We start from the raw sequence: 14561 nt of genomic DNA on the forward strand, positions 1-14561 counted from the left end.
CATGTATCTCGTTGTTATCGCCTGGTTGTATGTCACGCTGATGATGGCCGTGGCCGAAGCCGCCAGCCCCACGGGCAGCATACTCGGCGCCCTGGTCACTTTCGCACTGTATGGACTGCTGCCGCTGTCCATCGTGATCTACATCATGGGTACGCCCGCGCGCAACCGAAAGCGCCATGCGCGCGAACTGGCCGAGCGCCAGGCCTGGCTGGCGCAGCAGCAGGTCTCGCAGGGCACGGCGGACGCACCGGACGCGCCCGCGCCCTCAGTCCTTCCAGATGCAGGCGGCGAATCGGCCGCTGCTGCCCAGGCGGGCAGCGTCGCGCCGGTGCGAAAAGAACCGTGAGTCGTTGAGCACCGTGCACCATGCGTCGCTGCCGTCATTGCCATGGATGGCAGTGATGCCCAGCGCCGCCAGGCGCTGGCGCGCAAGCCCGGCCAGGCTGGCCAAGTACTTGGGGGTGCCCTCGCCCGCCTGAGGTATGGCGGTGAAATGCGCGGCGGCGGCGGCGTCATGCGCGATGAAGGCAGCGCGCACCTCGGCACCGACCTCAAAGGAACGCGGACCGATGCAAGGGCCCAGCCATGCCAGGGTCTGCGGCGCCACCTGCTCGGGCGCGGTCCGGAGCTGATCGGCAAAGCGCTTGAACAGAGACTCCAGCACACCGCCTGCCAACGGCTGACCCGCATGGCCAGGCGGCATTCCGGCCAGACCGCGCCAGCCCGCATGGGCCGCGCCCACCACGGCGCCGCTGCGATGGGCCAGCAACACGGGCAGGCAATCGGCCACCATGATGGTGCAGACCACGCCCGAGGCGCTGGTCACGCAGGCATCGAAGGCCTGGCCCTGCGCGCTGCCTGCATCCAGTGCGATGACATCCACGCCATGCACCTGCTGCAGGAACACCGCGCAGGCATCCGGCGTATCCGCACGCACGATCTCCTGCAGGCGCTGGCGGTTGGCGCGCACGGCCTGGGGGTCGTCGCCCACATGGTCGCCCAGGTTCAGGCTGCCCCAGGGCGCCGTGCTGACGCCGCCTTCGCGCGAGGTGCACAGCGCGTGCACGCCGGGCGGCGCGGGCCAGTCGGGCACCAGCCAGGATGCGGGGATGGTGCCGGGGATGGAGTCAGGCCGGGCCGCGCTCATTCCGCGTCGGGGCAGGCCGAGGGATGGGCCTTCTGGAAGGCCGGCAGCGCCTCGCAGCGATCGACGATGACCGCCAGGCGCGGCAGGCCGTCCAGGCTCACGTTGAAGCGGCGGCCGTTGAAGATCTGCGGCACCAGGCAGCAATCGGCCAGCGTGGGCGTGTCGCCCCAGCAAAACAGCGAAGGCGGCAGGCCGGCGGCCTCGCGCTCGGCGGCCAGCAGGTCCAGCTGGCGCTCGAAGGCCTCCAGGCCCGATCGCACCCAATGCACGTACCAGCCGCTCTTGGCCTCGTCAGAGACACCCAGGTTGCGCACCAGGTACTTGAGCACGCGCAGGTTGTTGAGCGGATGGATCTCGCAGGCCACCATCTGGGCCAGTGCGCGCACATGGGCACGGCCCAGGGCGTCACGCGGCAGCAGCGGTATTTCGGCATGGGTCTCATCGAGATATTCGATGATGGCCATGGACTGGGTCAGCCAGTGGCCGTCCTCGGTCTCCAGCGCCGGCACCAGCGCATCGCCGACATGCTGGGCATAGGCCGGCGCCTTGTGGTCGCCGCGCAGCAGGTGCACGGGTACGGATTCATAGTCCAGGCCCTTGATCTGCAGCGCAATGCGCACGCGGTAGGAGGCCGACGAGCGGAAGTAGGTGTGGAGCTTCATAGACCGCAAAGCATACCGTGCAGCAGCGCCGATGCATGGCACACTTGCGGCGGCGCCCAAGAGACAAGGCGCCAGAGGAACACCGACATGAGCTACGTTTTCAACCCGCCCGCCGTGGCCAGCGTACCCGTCCTGGGCCGCCCCGAGCGCTTCCCCGTGCACCGCATCTACTGCGTGGGCCGCAACTACGAAGAACACGCCAAGGAGATGGGCTTCACCGGCCGCGAGCCACCCTTCTTCTTCCTCAAGCCTGCCGACGCCATCGTGCCCGTCGAGGCCGGCACCACGGGCACCATGCCCTACCCCACGCTGACCTCCAACCTGCACCACGAGATCGAGCTCGTCGTGGCCATCGGCAAGGCGGGCAAGAACATCCTGGCAGCCGATGCGCTGGACTACATCTGGGGCTACGCCGTGGGCCTGGACATGACGCGCCGCGACCTGCAAAACGACATGAAGAAGCAGGGCCGACCCTGGTGCATCGGCAAGGCCTTCGAGCATGCCGCACCCATCGGCCCCATCACCCCGGCAGCCGAGGCCGGCGACATCGCCAAGGCCGCGATCTCGCTGCAGGTCAATGGCGCCGACCGCCAGCGCAGCGACATCGGCAAGCTGATCTGGAACATTGCCGAGACCATCGAGCACCTGTCGGCGGCCTGGGAACTGCAGCCCGGCGACCTGATCATGACGGGCACGCCCGAAGGCGTGGCCGCCGTGGTGCGCGGTGACCTGCTGGAAGGCCGCATCGACGGGCTGAGCCCCTTGAGCGTCAAGATCGCCTGAGTTTTCTCTGAGCCTGGCGACAGGCCGGCAAGGCAGCAGGGAGCACACTCCCCGGCCTGCCGGCCTTTGTGTTTGAACCCACGGTCCGCCGCACGGAATGCCTTACTGCCTTCCGTCTGGCGGCGCTTTCACTTTCATGGTGTCGGCATGATTTTTCGCAGCCCCATCAAGTTCTGCCGAGCCTGCGGCACGGCGGTGGTCTACCGCCTTCCTGACGATGGCGACACGCGCGAGCGCGCCGTGTGCCCGCACTGCCACACCATCCACTACGAGAACCCGCTGAACGTGGTGGGCACCATCCCCGTGACCGACGACGGCCGCGTGCTGCTGTGCAAGCGCAACATCGAGCCGCGCCGGGGCCTGTGGACCCTGCCCGCAGGCTTCATGGAACTGGCCGAGACCACGGCACGCGGTGCCCAGCGCGAGACCGACGAGGAAGCCGGCGCCGACATCGAGATGGGGCCGCTGTTTTCCATCGTGGACGTGCCCAAGGTCAGCCAGGTCCATCTGTTCTACCGCGCCCGTCTGCGCAGCGAGCAGTTCTACCCCGGCCCCGAGACCATGGAGGCCCGCCTGTTTGCGCAGGCCGATGTTCCCTGGGAAGAACTGGCCTTCCGCACCGTGCGCGTGACGTTGGAGCGCTACTTCGCCGACCGGGCTGCCGGCCTGCTGGACGCGCACCGGGTGCACACCATAGACCTGAGCCTGTAGGCCTGCACGGCCGCCAGGCACCACCGTGCTGCACGGGGCGCCGGCGTACGCACTGCGGTGATGCCGGGCCATGCCCCGGTATGGCACCCGACGGGCTGCGTGCGGGGAGCAGGCGGCGGTCTGTCATCCCTATGTCACCTTGCAGACACATTTAGTCACAAACTGGCCTCCTTCTTGCTCTTTGCATAGGGCTTTTCCCTGAGCGGAAAAGTTGGTTTACCGAACCTGAACCTGACTGCGGAGCGCCCCATGGCCACATCCCTGCCCACCGACCTGATTCTTCCCCACCTGCGGGAACTCAACCGCAACGCCGCCGACCTGCGCGAGATCCGGCTCATGTGGCGTCTCATCGAGGCTTCGGCCCGCATGCAGGCCTCGCAGCAGGGACAGGCCCTGGTGTCCATGCTGACCGACACACGCCAGGGGTTGGAGCAGCTGGAGCAAGGCCTGCTGCAGTCGCAGCTGGCCCAGTCCGCGCAGGAAGCCATGGCCCAGCTGGGCATGCAGTCCAGCCATGCCATCGACCTGCTGGTGCGCAGCCTCTACGAGCGCACGGCCGATGTCGGCTTCCTGGCCGCCGATTCCGTGCTGTGCGAGGCCATGGCCCAGCTCGGCGATGGCGACATCCTGCTGGACATGGCCGCGGGCGGCCTGCACGCCTGGCAGGCTCCGCTGCAGCTGCACCTGCAGGCCTACCGTGCCAAGTACACGGTCTACGACGACATCCTGCTGCTGGACACTCAGGGCCAGGTCTGCGCACGCGCCCAGGCAGGCGACAAGCCGCTGCCGCCCTGCGCCGAGGGCTGGTTCCAGCAGTGCCTGCAGCAGGCCGGCCATGTCAGCCATTTCGGCGCCAGCTGCGTGCTGCCCGGCGCAGACCGCCTGATCTACGCGCAGCGCCTGCTGCATCCACGCACCATGGCGGTGCTCGGCGTGCTGTGCCTGAGCTTCGACTTCGCGGCCGAGATGCAGGCCATCTTTGCCTCGGGCGGGCCGCGCGCCCAGGTGGGACTGCTGCTGGATGCGGCTGGACTGGTCATTGCCAGCAGCGATGACCACTGGATCGCCCCCGGCAGCCGCGTACCCATGCACCACGGCGATGCCGTGCAGCCGCTGATCCACGCCGGCCGCACCTATCTGGTGCGTACGGCCCGCGCCCTGCCCTACCAGGGCTATGCGGGCCCCGAGGGCTGGCAGACCCAGGTCATGGCGCCGCTGGACCTGGCCTTCGCCACCCAGCAAAGGCCGCAGGTACTGCAGGCACTGGAGCCTGCCATCGCCGAAGGACTGATGGCCCAGTCCCGGGGCTTTTGCCCGCCCCTGCACGCCATGGCACGCGCGGCCGACGACATACGCCGCGTGGTCTGGAACGGACAGGTGCTGGCTGCCAGCCAGGCGCCGGAGTCCCCCGTGCAGGGCACGGCCCACCCGGACCCGCTGCAGGCCGTGCTGGAGCAGATGAGCGAGACCGGCGACCTGACCCATGCCGTGTTCACGCGCGCCATCCACGGCCTGCACGAGACGGCGCTGTCCACGCGGCTGCAGGAGCACACCACGCTGAACCGGCTGCTGATGGACCTGCTGGAGCGCAATCTCTACGAACGCGCCAACGATTGCCGCTGGTGGGCCCTGACGCCAGGCCTGCAGAAAGTGCTGCAAGACAACAGCGGCTGCCTGGCCCTGTCGGTACAGGCACACGACGCCGCGCAGCGTCTGCTGGAGCAGCTCAATGCGCTGTACACCGTCTATGCGCGCATTGCGCTGTATGACGCCCAGGGCCTGGTGCTGGCCTGCAGCCATGAGGACGAACCCGGTCTGCCGCTGTCACCCGGCGTGCGCGTGCAGGCCTCGGCACTGCAGGCCACCATGGCGCTGCGCGATGCCCAGGCCTATCACGTGCAGGAGCTGGACGATGGGGGCCTGCCCGTCCACGTCTACCACGCCGCATTGCGCGCCCCCTCAACCACCAATGGACATGGGCATGGGCAGGGCGCAGATCAGGGCCCCGCCATCGGCGGCATTGCCCTGCTGTTCCACACGCGCCGAGAACTGCAGGCCATGCTGCAGGCCGCTGCACCGGAGCAGTCCGAAGACGCCGGCCCCGAAGACCACGGCCTGCCCCGTTTGCCGATGGAGGCTTTCTACGTGGCACGCGACGGCCGCATCATCGCCGCCAGCCACGGCGGTCGGCCGCTGGGCAGTTGCATAGAAGGCGTGGCCGGGCTGGCAACGCTGGCCGATGGAGAGGTACGCAGCAGCATCGAGGAAATCGAAGGCCACTACTGCATCGTCGGCATGGCCGCCGGGCGAGGCTACCGCGAGTTCCGGCTGGACCAGGGCGCGGCACGCGATGCAAAGGAAAGCGCAACGGAGGACACACTGGCCGGCCTCGTCAGCCTGAGCCTGCAGCGGCTGGGCCCTGTGCATGCCGATGCGCGCAACCGCGCCCTGCGCCTGGCGCCGGCCACGCGGCTGGATGGCTCGCGTCCTGTCGCGCGTGCGCTCGCCGCGCACGGCGGTGGCGATGCGCCGGTGGAACTGGCCAGCTTCTACGTGGGCGCCAGCCTGCTGGCCCTGCGCGCGGGCGATGTCTGCGAGGCCCTGCCCGCCAGCGCCATCTCGCCCGTGGCGGCAGGGCGGCTGCCGTTTTGCGTGGGTGCGCTGGCGCGGCGCAGCCAGGGCAGCGTCAGCGGCTATGTCTGGGTGTTCGACCTGGCCGCGCTGCTGCAGGGCCGGCCCGGCGTGGTCACCGAGCAGTCGCAGGTCATCGTGGTCCAGCACGGCGGCCTGCGCGTGGGGCTGCTGGTCAGCGCGCTGCAAGGCGTGCACCGGCTGCCGGCCAGCGCGCTGGTGGAATCGCCCATGCTCAGCGTGGCCTCCACGACGCCGGCCCTGGTGCGGGAGCTGGTGCATGCCGGCGCGGGCCTGCCGCTGATCCAGTGCCTGGATCCGGCTGCATTGATGCAACGGCTGCAGCCTTCGCGCGGCGCGGCGGCCAACGCAGACCGCAGCGCGGCAGCAGTGGAGCGCGAGGCGGCCTGGGATGCCCAGGCGGCATAGGGCGCGTTCCTCCGGGGCCTCACAGACCCCAGTGGCGCAGGCCGGGCAGCGCGGCCTGCGCCGCCTCGTAGCCTTCGTCGATGGCCTCGCGGGCGCGGTGGAAGTCCAGCAGGCCCAGGTGGGACAGGCGCGGGGCGATCACCAGCTCGGGCGGGTCGCCCGCCATGCGGCTGCGCGTGATGCGCATCTGCATGATGTTGACGCTGGTCATCACCACGTCCAGCAGCGAGGGCGGCCGGGGCGGGGGCTCGGTCTCGCGGCCTGCCTCATCGCGGTGGTGGCCGGGCATCCACCCCATCACGCCGCGCTGCAGCCGGCGCATCCAGGCCGAGCCGGCCACGGCGCTGGCCTGGCCCGATAGGTCCTCGGGCGCCACGCCCTGCTCCACGGCGGGCGGGGCCTCCTCCAGCGGCGGCGCAGCGGCCATGGCGGCAGCGGGCGCCAGCGGCCGCATGTGGCGCCGCATGATGTCGGCATTGAGATCGACCGCGATCACGATGTCCGCGCCCATGGCGCGCGCCAGCGAGGCGGGCACGGGGTTGACGATGCCGCCATCGACCAGCAGTCGCCCTTCGCGCTGCACGGGCGTGAACAGGCCGGGCAGCGCGATGGAGGCGCGCACGGCATCGGCGATGGAGCCCTTGCGCAGCCAGACCTCGGCACCCGAATGCAGGTCGGTGGCCACGGCGCCGAAGGGAATCTTCAGATCCTCGATGGCCGAGTCCACGAAATGCTCGCGCCAGAACGAGATCAGCTTCTCGCCCTTGAGCATGCCGCCCGCGATGTTGAAGTCCATGAAGCCGAAGACCTTGCGCATGCCCAGGCCCAGCACCCATTCCTCGAAGCGCTGCATTTCACCGGCCGCATAGGAGGCGCCTACCAGGGCGCCGATGGACGAGCCGCAGATGATGTCGGGCCGCAGGCCCGCATCCTCCAGCGCGCGCAGCACGCCGAAATGCGCCCAGCCGCGCGCCGACCCGCTGCCCAGCGCCAGGCCGACCACGGGTTTGCGCGGACTCAGCGCCATCAGCCCTGCTCCGCTGCGGCTGCAGCAGGGGGGTCACCCGCCAGCAGGGCCAGCATGCCGGCCTCGTCCAGCACGGGCACACCCAGTTCCTCGGCCTTGGCCAGCTTGCTGCCGGCCTCGGCGCCCGCGACCACGTAGCTGGTCTTTTTGCTGACCGATCCGGAGACCTTGGCGCCAGCGGCCTCCAGCATCTCCTTGGCCTGGTCGCGGCCCAGCGTGGGCAGCGTGCCGGTGAGCACCACGGTCATGCCGGCCAGGGGCTGGGCGGTCTGCTCGCGCGCCGCGCCCTCTTCCCAGTGCACGCCGCAGGCACGCAACTGCTCGACCACCTCGCGGTTGTGGGGCTGCGCGAAGAAGGTGTGGATGCTCTCGGCCACGATGGGCCCGACGTCGCGCACCTGCAGCAGTTGCTCGACGCTGGCGTCCATGATGGCGTCCAGCTGGCCGAAATGGCGGGCCAGGTCCTTGGCCGTGGACTCGCCGACCTGGCGGATGCCCAGGCCGAAGAGGAATCGCGACAGCGTGGTCTTCTTGGATTTCTCCAGCGCATCCAGCACGTTCTGGGCCGACTTCTCGGCCATGCGGTCCAGCGATGCCAGGGCCACCAGGCCCAGGCGGTAGAGGTCGGGCAGCGTGCGCACCACATGGCCGTCCACCAACTGGTCCACCAGCTTGCCGCCCAGGCCCTCGATGTCCATGGCGCGCCGCGCGGCGAAGTGCAGGATGGCCTCCTTGCGCTGCGCCGGGCAGAACAGGCCGCCCGTGCAGCGGTGGTTGGCCTCGCCCTTGGGGCGCAACACCGCGCTGCCGCAGATGGGGCATGCAGCGGGCATGCGGAAGTTGGGCACATAGGCCGGCCGGTCGCCGGGCACGCGGCCCACGACTTCGGGAATCACATCGCCGGCGCGGCGCACGACCACGGTGTCGCCGGTGCGCACGCGCTTCTTGCGGATCTCGAACAGGTTGTGCAGCGTGGCATTGGTGACGATGACGCCGCCCACGGCCACGGGCGCCAGGCGCGCCACGGGGGTGAGCTTGCCCGTGCGGCCGACCTGTATGTCGATGCCTTCCATGCGCGTGGGCATTTCCTCGGCCGGGTACTTGTGGGCCACGGCCCAGCGCGGCTCGCGCGAGACAAAGCCCAGCTGGCGCTGCTGGGCCAGGCTGTTGACCTTGTAGACCACGCCGTCGATCTCGTAGGGCAGCGTGGCGCGCTCGGCGCCCATGCGCTGGTGGAAGGCCACCAGCTCGGCCGCGCCCTTGGCAATGCAGACCTGGGGCGCCACCGGGAAGCCCCAGTCGCGCAGCGTCTGCAGCATGGCGTAGTGGGTGCCGAAGTCGGGGCCGCCCTGCGCGGCCGGCGTAATCTCTCCCAGGCCATAGGCGAAGAAGGACAGCGGGCGCTGGGCCGCAATGCCCGAGTCCAGCTGGCGCACCGAGCCTGCCGCCGCATTGCGCGGATTGGCAAAGCTCTTGCCGCCGGCGGCCTGCTGGCGTTCGTTGAGCCGGACGAAGTCGGCGCGGCCCATGTAGACCTCGCCGCGCACCTCGACCACGGGCGGCACGCCCTTGCCTTCGGGCAGGGACAGCGGAATTTTGCGGATGGTGCGGATGTTGTGTGTGACGTCCTCGCCCACCTCGCCGTCGCCGCGCGTGGTGGCCTGCACCAGGCGGCCGTTCTCGTAGCGCAGGTTCATGGCCAGGCCATCGAACTTGGGCTCGGCCACGTATTCCACGGGCGGTGCGCCTTCGGCCAGTTCCAGCTCCTTGCGGATGCGTGCGTCGAAGGCCTCGGCACCCGTGGCCTCGTTGTCGGTCTCGGTGCGGATGCTGAGCATGGGCACGGCATGGCGCACAGGCATCAGGCCGTCGAGCACGGCGCCGATCACGCGCTGCGTGGGCGAGTCCGGGGTGACCAGTTCGGGGTAGGCACCTTCCAAGGCCTGCAATTGCTGGAAGACGCGGTCGTACTCGCCGTCGGGCACGGTGGGCGTGTCCAGCACGTAGTACTCATGTGCCCATTGGTTGAGCTGGGCGCGCAGCGCCTGCACCTTGGCCAGCACCTTGTCGGGGGCGGCCCCGGACTCCGGCGCCGCGGGGGCTGCGCCGGAGAAGAGATCCAGATTGTCGTTCATGGGGTTGAGGCCAGGAGCCTGTTGTGCACCAGGGGCACCGCGCCGCGTCAGCTGAACAGTCGCCGCGCCAGCATGGAGCCCGCCGACAGCTCGCGGCTGTCGAGCTTGTCATAGAGTTGTTCCAGGTCGTGCTGGATGGGGTCCAGCGCCATGGCCGGCAGCAGGTAGCCGTTCTGGTCGCAGAGCACTCCATCCATGGTCTGGCACAGGCGCTCGGCCACCTGGCGCAGCTGCACGAAGGCCTGCTCGCCGCGCGGCACCTGGGGCACGTCCAGGCTCAGCAGGAACTCGCGCACCACCGAGGTGTCCAGGTCGTCGGCCATGGCCGCCTGCGGGTCGTAGTTGAGCACCAGCACCGGCGGCATGCCGGGCGTGGGCGAAGGCAGGGCCATGCGCCCGGGCATGGAGCCCGGCAGAAAGCCCTGGCGCGATGCGTTCTGCTGCACATAGCCCGCGCTCCAGGAGGCCTGGCGTGCGCGCAGCATGAAGGTGAGCTGGGCATCGTGCTCGCTGGCGAACTGGTCGAGCTCGCGCGCACGCGCCACTTCCTGCAGCATGTCGGGCACGTCGGGCGTGGCGCCCAGCGCGTCGGCAAAGCGCTGCACCTTGGCAACGAACTCGGAGAACTCGATCTCGTTGAGCGCACCCGTGCGGTTGGCCAGCTGCACGCCGGCCTGGAAACCCAGGTAGCGCTGGCCGGGCTGCAGCGGCTCCCACTGGTGGGTGGACTGGTTCATGCCTTCGATGGCAAACGGCTTGTTGCCCGCGCGCCGCGTGGCCGGCTGGGCCTGCAGCGCCAGCTCGCCAGGCACGGCCTGGCCGACCTGCACGGGGGCAATGGCATCGATCAGCGCATCCAGGCCCGGCCGGCTGGCCGCAGCGCTGGTCAGGGCCGCGTCGTTGAGGGAAGGCTCGATGGACTGCGGTGCCAACGGGGATGGCGCAGGCACTGACGCAGATGCGGGTGCCGATGCGCTGGCGTCTTCAGCCGCCTGCAGGGCATGGGCAGCCTGCGCGGTCTGCACCGCCTGGGCTGCCTTGGCCGCCAAAGCGGCCTGGGCCTCGGCCTGGCGCTGCTGCTCTTCGAGCTGGACCAGATGGGCCAGTTCGGCATCGGTTTCGGCAAAGCGGTCCACGGCGGCAGGGCTCTGGCCCGGGGCTGCCGTGCCGAAGTCGCCCAGCACGGGCTCGCGCAGGCTGTGCGTCAGGTCCGGGCCGTGGCCCACGGTGTCCATGCCGGGTTCATGGCGCGAGGGATCGCGCTGCGCCTCTTCGACGGGGTCGGCGCGCTTGGGTGCATTGCGGCGTGCGGACCAGCTGTTGTAGGCAATGATCAGGGCCAGCACCACAAAGCCCAGGACGGCCAGACTGATTTGCAGGTTACTCATGGAATGAAGGAATGAAACGTCGTTCCAGCAAATGGGTTCGGAAGGTTGCGGACATGCTCAGGATAGCTCAGCCATGGACAGCGCGGACTCCATGTCCACGGCCACGATGCGGGACACGCCCTGCTCCTGCATGGTCACGCCGATGAGCTGCTGCGCCATTTCCATGGCGATCTTGTTGTGGCTGATGAACAGGAACTGCGTGCCCTTGCTCATGCTGGCCACCAGCTTGGCATAGCGCTCGGTGTTGGCGTCGTCCAGCGGCGCGTCCACCTCGTCCAGCAGACAGAACGGCGCCGGGTTGAGCTGGAAGATGGCGAAGACCAGGGCAATCGCCGTCAGCGCCTTCTCGCCACCGGACAGCAGGTGGATGGTCTGGTTCTTCTTGCCGGGCGGCTGCGCGATCACCTGCACGCCCGAGTCCAGGATTTCATCGCCGGTGATCACCAGCTTGGCCTGGCCACCGCCGAACAGCTCGGGGAACATGCGCCCGAAGTGCCCGTTCACGGTCTCGAAGGTGCCCGACAGCAGCTCGCGCGTCTCGGCGTCGATCTTGCGGATGGCATCTTCCAGCGTGTTCATGGCCTGGGTCAGGTCCTCGGTCTGCGCATCAAGGAAGGTCTTGCGCTCGCGCGCCAGCTTCAGCTCGTCCAGCGCCGCCAGGTTGACGGCGCCCAGGGCGGCGATCTCGCGGTGCAGCCGGTCGATCTCGCCCTGCAGGCCGTGCATGCGCACATTGGCCTCGGCAATGGACTGGGAGACGGCGGCCAGGTCGGCACCGGCCTCCTCCAGCAGGGTGGAGTACTGCTCCAGGCCCAGGCGCGCGGCCTGCTCCTTGAGCTGGAATTCGGTGATGCGCTGGCGCAGCGGGTCCAGCGCCTTCTCCAGCTGCTGGCGGCGTTCGTCGCTGGCGCGCAGCTTGTTGGTCAGGTCGTCATATTCGCTGCGGCGCGCGGCCACGGCCTGCTCGCGCTGCATCTTCAGATCCAGCGCGTCCTGCAGGCCGCCCTGGGCGGCGGCATCGGTCAGGCGCGTGAGTTCGTCCTGCGCGCGCTGCTGCTCGTCGGCCAGCGAGCGGGCCTGCTGGCTGGCCGTCTCTATGGTGCGGCTGAGTTCGCCCCGGCGCGCTTCCAGGCTGCGCCGCGAGAAAGTGGCCTCCTGGGCCTGGCGCTCCAGCGTGCGCAGCTGCTCGCGCGATTCGTTCAGGCGCCGCTCGGACTCCAGCACCTTGTCGCCCAGCTGGGCATGGCGCTCCTGGCTGTCGGCCAGCTGCATGTCCAGTTCCTCGAAGCGGGCTTCGGCCGCCACGCGGCGCTCCTCGATGTCGGACAGTTGGGCCTCGACCTCGGCCAGGTCGGCACTGATCTGGGCATTGCGCGCGCGGGCCTGCTCGGCCAGCTGCGACAGGCGCAGGGTCTCGACCTGCAGCTCATGGGCGCGGCCTTGCGATTCGCTGGCCTCGCGCCGGGCGCTGACCAGGCGCTGCGAGGCCTCGGCATAGGCGCTTTCGGCACGCACCAGGGCCGTGCGCGATTCGTCGGAGATCAGCGCCTGGGCGCGCACTTCCTTTTCGAGGTGCTCGATTTCCTGGGCGCGTGCCAGCAGGCCGGATTGCTCCGAGTCCTGCGCATAGAAGCTCACGCTGTGGCTGCTGACGGCATGGCCCGTGGGCACATAGACCGTCTCGCCGGGCCGCAGCTCGCCGCGGCGCGACAGCGCCTCTTCCAGCGTGGGCGCCGTGTAGCAGTCCTGCAGCCAGTCGCCGAGCACGGCGCGCAGGCCGGCATCGTTCACGCGCAGCAGATCGGACAGGTGCTGCCAGCGCCCCGGCGCGGGCGCGGGGGCGCCCTGCGGCGGGCTGAAGAAGGCCAGGCGCGCGGGCGGCGCATCGTGCCCGCCTGCGCCCAGGAAGCCGCGCACCATGTCGAGCCGGCCCACTTCCAGCGCGCCCAGGCGTTCGCGCAGCGCGGCCTCCAGCGCGTTTTCCCAGCCGGGTTCGATGGCAATGCGGCTCCACAGGCCCTGCATGCCGTCCAGGCCGTGCTTGGCCAGCCAGGGCTGGAGCTTGCCGTCTGTCTTGACCTTTTCCTGCAGGGCCTTGAGGGCTTCCAGACGCGCCGACAGGTCGGCATGGCGCGCGGCCTCGGCATTGACGGCCTGCTGGCGCGTGCGACGGTCCTCATCGAGCTGGGGCACGGAGTCCTGCAGCTCGTTGAGCACGGCATCGGCCATTTCAGCCAGTTCGCGGGCCTCGTCCAGCTGGGACTGCAGATTGTGGAGGCGGGCCTCGTCGGGTGTCTCCAGCGCATTGCGGTCGGCGCGCAGTCGCTCGAAGCGGGTCTCGAACTGGCGGCGCTGCTCGTCCAGGCTGCGCTGCTCGGCGGCCAGCACCTGGATCTGCTGCTGCACCTGCACCACGCTGGCGCGCTGGTCGGCATCGGCCTTCTGGGCATTGCGCAGCGCCTCTTCCAGGTCGGGCAGGCGCATGCTCTGCTCCTCGACCTGGGCGGCCAGCATCTCGGCCTGTTCCTCGGCGTCCATACCGGCGCCGTCGAGATTTTCGATTTCGGCTTCGGCCTCCTCGCGGCGGCTGTTCCACAGCAGCACCTGCTCGGACAGCTGCTGCAGCCGCTGCTGCACGCGCTGGCGGCCTTCGAGCACGTAGCGGATCTCGGCCTCCAGCTTGCCGACCTCGGCCGTGGATTCGTAGAGCTTGGCCTGGGCCTGGTTGACCTGGTCGCTGGCGTCGTAGTGGGCCTGGCGCAGGGTTTCGAGCCCGCTTTCGTTGTTGCGGATGTCGGCCATGCGCTCTTCCAGCTCGTTGACGGCCTTCAGGCCCTCCACGCGCACGCGGTCCTGCTCGGCCTCGGCCTCGGCGCGCTTGAGAAACCACAGCTGCTGCTGCTTGAGCGTGACCTGGGACTGCAGCGCGTTGTACTGCGCCGCCACCTCGGCCTGCTTCTCCAGCCGGTCGAGGTTGTTGTTGAGCTCGCGCAGGATGTCCTCCACGCGCGTGAGGTTCTCGGTGGTGGCCGAGAGTCGGTTCTCGGTCTCGCGCCGGCGCTCCTTGTACTTGGACACGCCTGCGGCCTCTTCCAGGAACAGGCGCAGCTCCTCGGGGCGCGACTCGATGATGCGGCTGATCGTGCCCTGGCCGATGATGGCGTAGGCGCGCGGGCCCAGGCCCGTGCCCAGGAACACGTCCTGCACGTCACGGCGGCGCACGGCCTGGTTGTTGATGAAGTAGCTGCTGTTGCCCTCGCGCGTGAGCACGCGCTTGACGGCGATCTCACCGAACTGGCCCCACTGGCCGCCCGCACGGTGGTCGCTGTTGTCGAACACCAGCTCCACGCTGGAGCGGCTGGCCGGCTTGCGGTGCGTGGTGCCGTTGAAGATCACGTCCTGCATGGACTCGCCGCGCAGCTCGCTGGCCTTGCTCTCGCCCAGCACCCAGCGCACCGCATCCATGATGTTGGACTTGCCGCAGCCGTTGGGGCCCACCACGCCCACCAGTTGACCCGGCAGCATGAAGTTGGTGGGCTCGGCGAAGGACTTGAAGCCGGACAGCTTGATGGAATTCAGGCGCACGATGCAGGCACAAAGCGGTCCGCGGCGAACGGACAAACAAGGAGGTGGGGAAAGAACAAGGCA

At 69.4% G+C, this 14561-nt stretch carries 10 protein-coding genes; 4 read left to right on the forward strand and 6 right to left on the reverse strand.

The features are described 5' to 3' along the window. Window position 1 precedes the first annotated feature (1 nt). Window positions 2-346, forward strand: coding sequence for a hypothetical protein (locus U6958_RS17620; protein ID WP_074922300.1), 345 nt, complete (start codon window positions 2-4; stop codon window positions 344-346). Here the strand turns inward: U6958_RS17620 and U6958_RS17625 are convergent. Both U6958_RS17625 and maiA read right to left on the reverse strand, forming a co-directional pair. Next, the gene (locus U6958_RS17625) at window positions 266-1147 is read right to left on the reverse strand and encodes a polyphenol oxidase family protein (RefSeq protein WP_016445925.1); all 882 of its coding nucleotides are present in this window, start codon (window positions 1145-1147) and stop codon (window positions 266-268) included. The two genes, U6958_RS17620 and U6958_RS17625, sit on opposite strands and share 81 nt — an antisense overlap. Next, entirely contained in the window at window positions 1144-1809 is a 666-nt protein-coding gene (gene maiA, locus U6958_RS17630; RefSeq protein WP_074922302.1) for a maleylacetoacetate isomerase, read from the reverse strand. Before maiA ends, U6958_RS17625 begins: the two co-directional genes overlap by 4 nt. 87 nt (window positions 1810-1896) lie before the next feature. On the opposite strand from maiA, the gene U6958_RS17635 reads away from it, so the two are divergent. The 3 genes from U6958_RS17635 to U6958_RS17645 all read left to right on the forward strand — a co-directional run bounded on the left by U6958_RS17635 (window position 1897) and on the right by U6958_RS17645 (window position 6363). After that, complete coding sequence (locus U6958_RS17635; RefSeq protein ID WP_016445923.1) at window positions 1897-2592, forward strand: fumarylacetoacetate hydrolase family protein; 696 nt, start codon at window positions 1897-1899, stop codon at window positions 2590-2592. Window positions 2593-2739: 147 nt separating this feature from the next. Beyond that, on the forward strand, window positions 2740-3303 hold the full coding sequence (locus U6958_RS17640; protein WP_017405029.1) for an NUDIX hydrolase: 564 nt from the start codon (window positions 2740-2742) through the stop codon (window positions 3301-3303). A gap of 249 nt (window positions 3304-3552) precedes the next feature. Next, a complete protein-coding gene (locus U6958_RS17645; RefSeq protein ID WP_074922305.1) occupies window positions 3553-6363 on the forward strand; it encodes a chemotaxis protein CheW in 2811 nt (936 codons plus the stop codon). 19 nt (window positions 6364-6382) lie between these two features. On the opposite strand, the gene U6958_RS17650 is transcribed toward U6958_RS17645, so the two are convergent. The 4 genes from U6958_RS17650 to smc are packed head-to-tail and all read right to left on the reverse strand — an operon-like array spanning window position 6383 to window position 14498. Next, window positions 6383-7390: a patatin-like phospholipase family protein gene (locus U6958_RS17650; protein ID WP_016445920.1), complete on the reverse strand. Its 1008-nt coding sequence runs from the start codon at window positions 7388-7390 to the stop codon at window positions 6383-6385. Further along, the gene (ligA, locus tag U6958_RS17655; RefSeq protein WP_074922308.1) at window positions 7390-9525 is read right to left on the reverse strand and encodes an NAD-dependent DNA ligase LigA; all 2136 of its coding nucleotides are present in this window, start codon (window positions 9523-9525) and stop codon (window positions 7390-7392) included. Before ligA ends, U6958_RS17650 begins: the two co-directional genes overlap by 1 nt. Before the next feature lie 47 nt (window positions 9526-9572). After that, window positions 9573-10913 carry a cell division protein ZipA C-terminal FtsZ-binding domain-containing protein gene (locus U6958_RS17660; RefSeq protein ID WP_016445918.1) on the reverse strand — a complete coding sequence of 447 codons (1341 nt, stop codon included), beginning with the start codon at window positions 10911-10913 and terminating at the stop codon, window positions 9573-9575. A gap of 57 nt (window positions 10914-10970) precedes the next feature. After that, on the reverse strand, window positions 10971-14498 hold the full coding sequence (smc, locus tag U6958_RS17665) for a chromosome segregation protein SMC (RefSeq protein ID WP_074922310.1): 3528 nt from the start codon (window positions 14496-14498) through the stop codon (window positions 10971-10973). Window positions 14499-14561: the final 63 nt, after the last annotated feature.

The organism is Delftia lacustris (genome assembly GCF_040267515.1).
In the GTDB taxonomy this organism is placed as follows: Bacteria; Pseudomonadota; Gammaproteobacteria; order Burkholderiales; family Burkholderiaceae_C; genus Comamonas; species Comamonas tsuruhatensis.

Bases quoted from the DNA above. Each gene is read 5' to 3' on its own strand.
- U6958_RS17660 (WP_016445918.1), bottom strand. From the start codon at position 10,913: ATGAGTAACCTGCAAATCAGTCTGGCCGTCCTGGGCTTTGTGGTGCTG.
- U6958_RS17635 (WP_016445923.1), top strand. From the start codon at position 1,897: ATGAGCTACGTTTTCAACCCGCCCGCCGTGGCCAGCGTACCCGTCCTG.
- U6958_RS17640 (WP_017405029.1), top strand. From the start codon at position 2,740: ATGATTTTTCGCAGCCCCATCAAGTTCTGCCGAGCCTGCGGCACGGCG.
- U6958_RS17625 (WP_016445925.1), bottom strand. From the start codon at position 1,147: ATGAGCGCGGCCCGGCCTGACTCCATCCCCGGCACCATCCCCGCATCC.
- U6958_RS17620 (WP_074922300.1), top strand. From the start codon at position 2: ATGTATCTCGTTGTTATCGCCTGGTTGTATGTCACGCTGATGATGGCC.
- maiA (WP_074922302.1), bottom strand. From the start codon at position 1,809: ATGAAGCTCCACACCTACTTCCGCTCGTCGGCCTCCTACCGCGTGCGC.
- U6958_RS17650 (WP_016445920.1), bottom strand. From the start codon at position 7,390: ATGGCGCTGAGTCCGCGCAAACCCGTGGTCGGCCTGGCGCTGGGCAGC.
- U6958_RS17645 (WP_074922305.1), top strand. From the start codon at position 3,553: ATGGCCACATCCCTGCCCACCGACCTGATTCTTCCCCACCTGCGGGAA.
- ligA (WP_074922308.1), bottom strand. From the start codon at position 9,525: ATGAACGACAATCTGGATCTCTTCTCCGGCGCAGCCCCCGCGGCGCCG.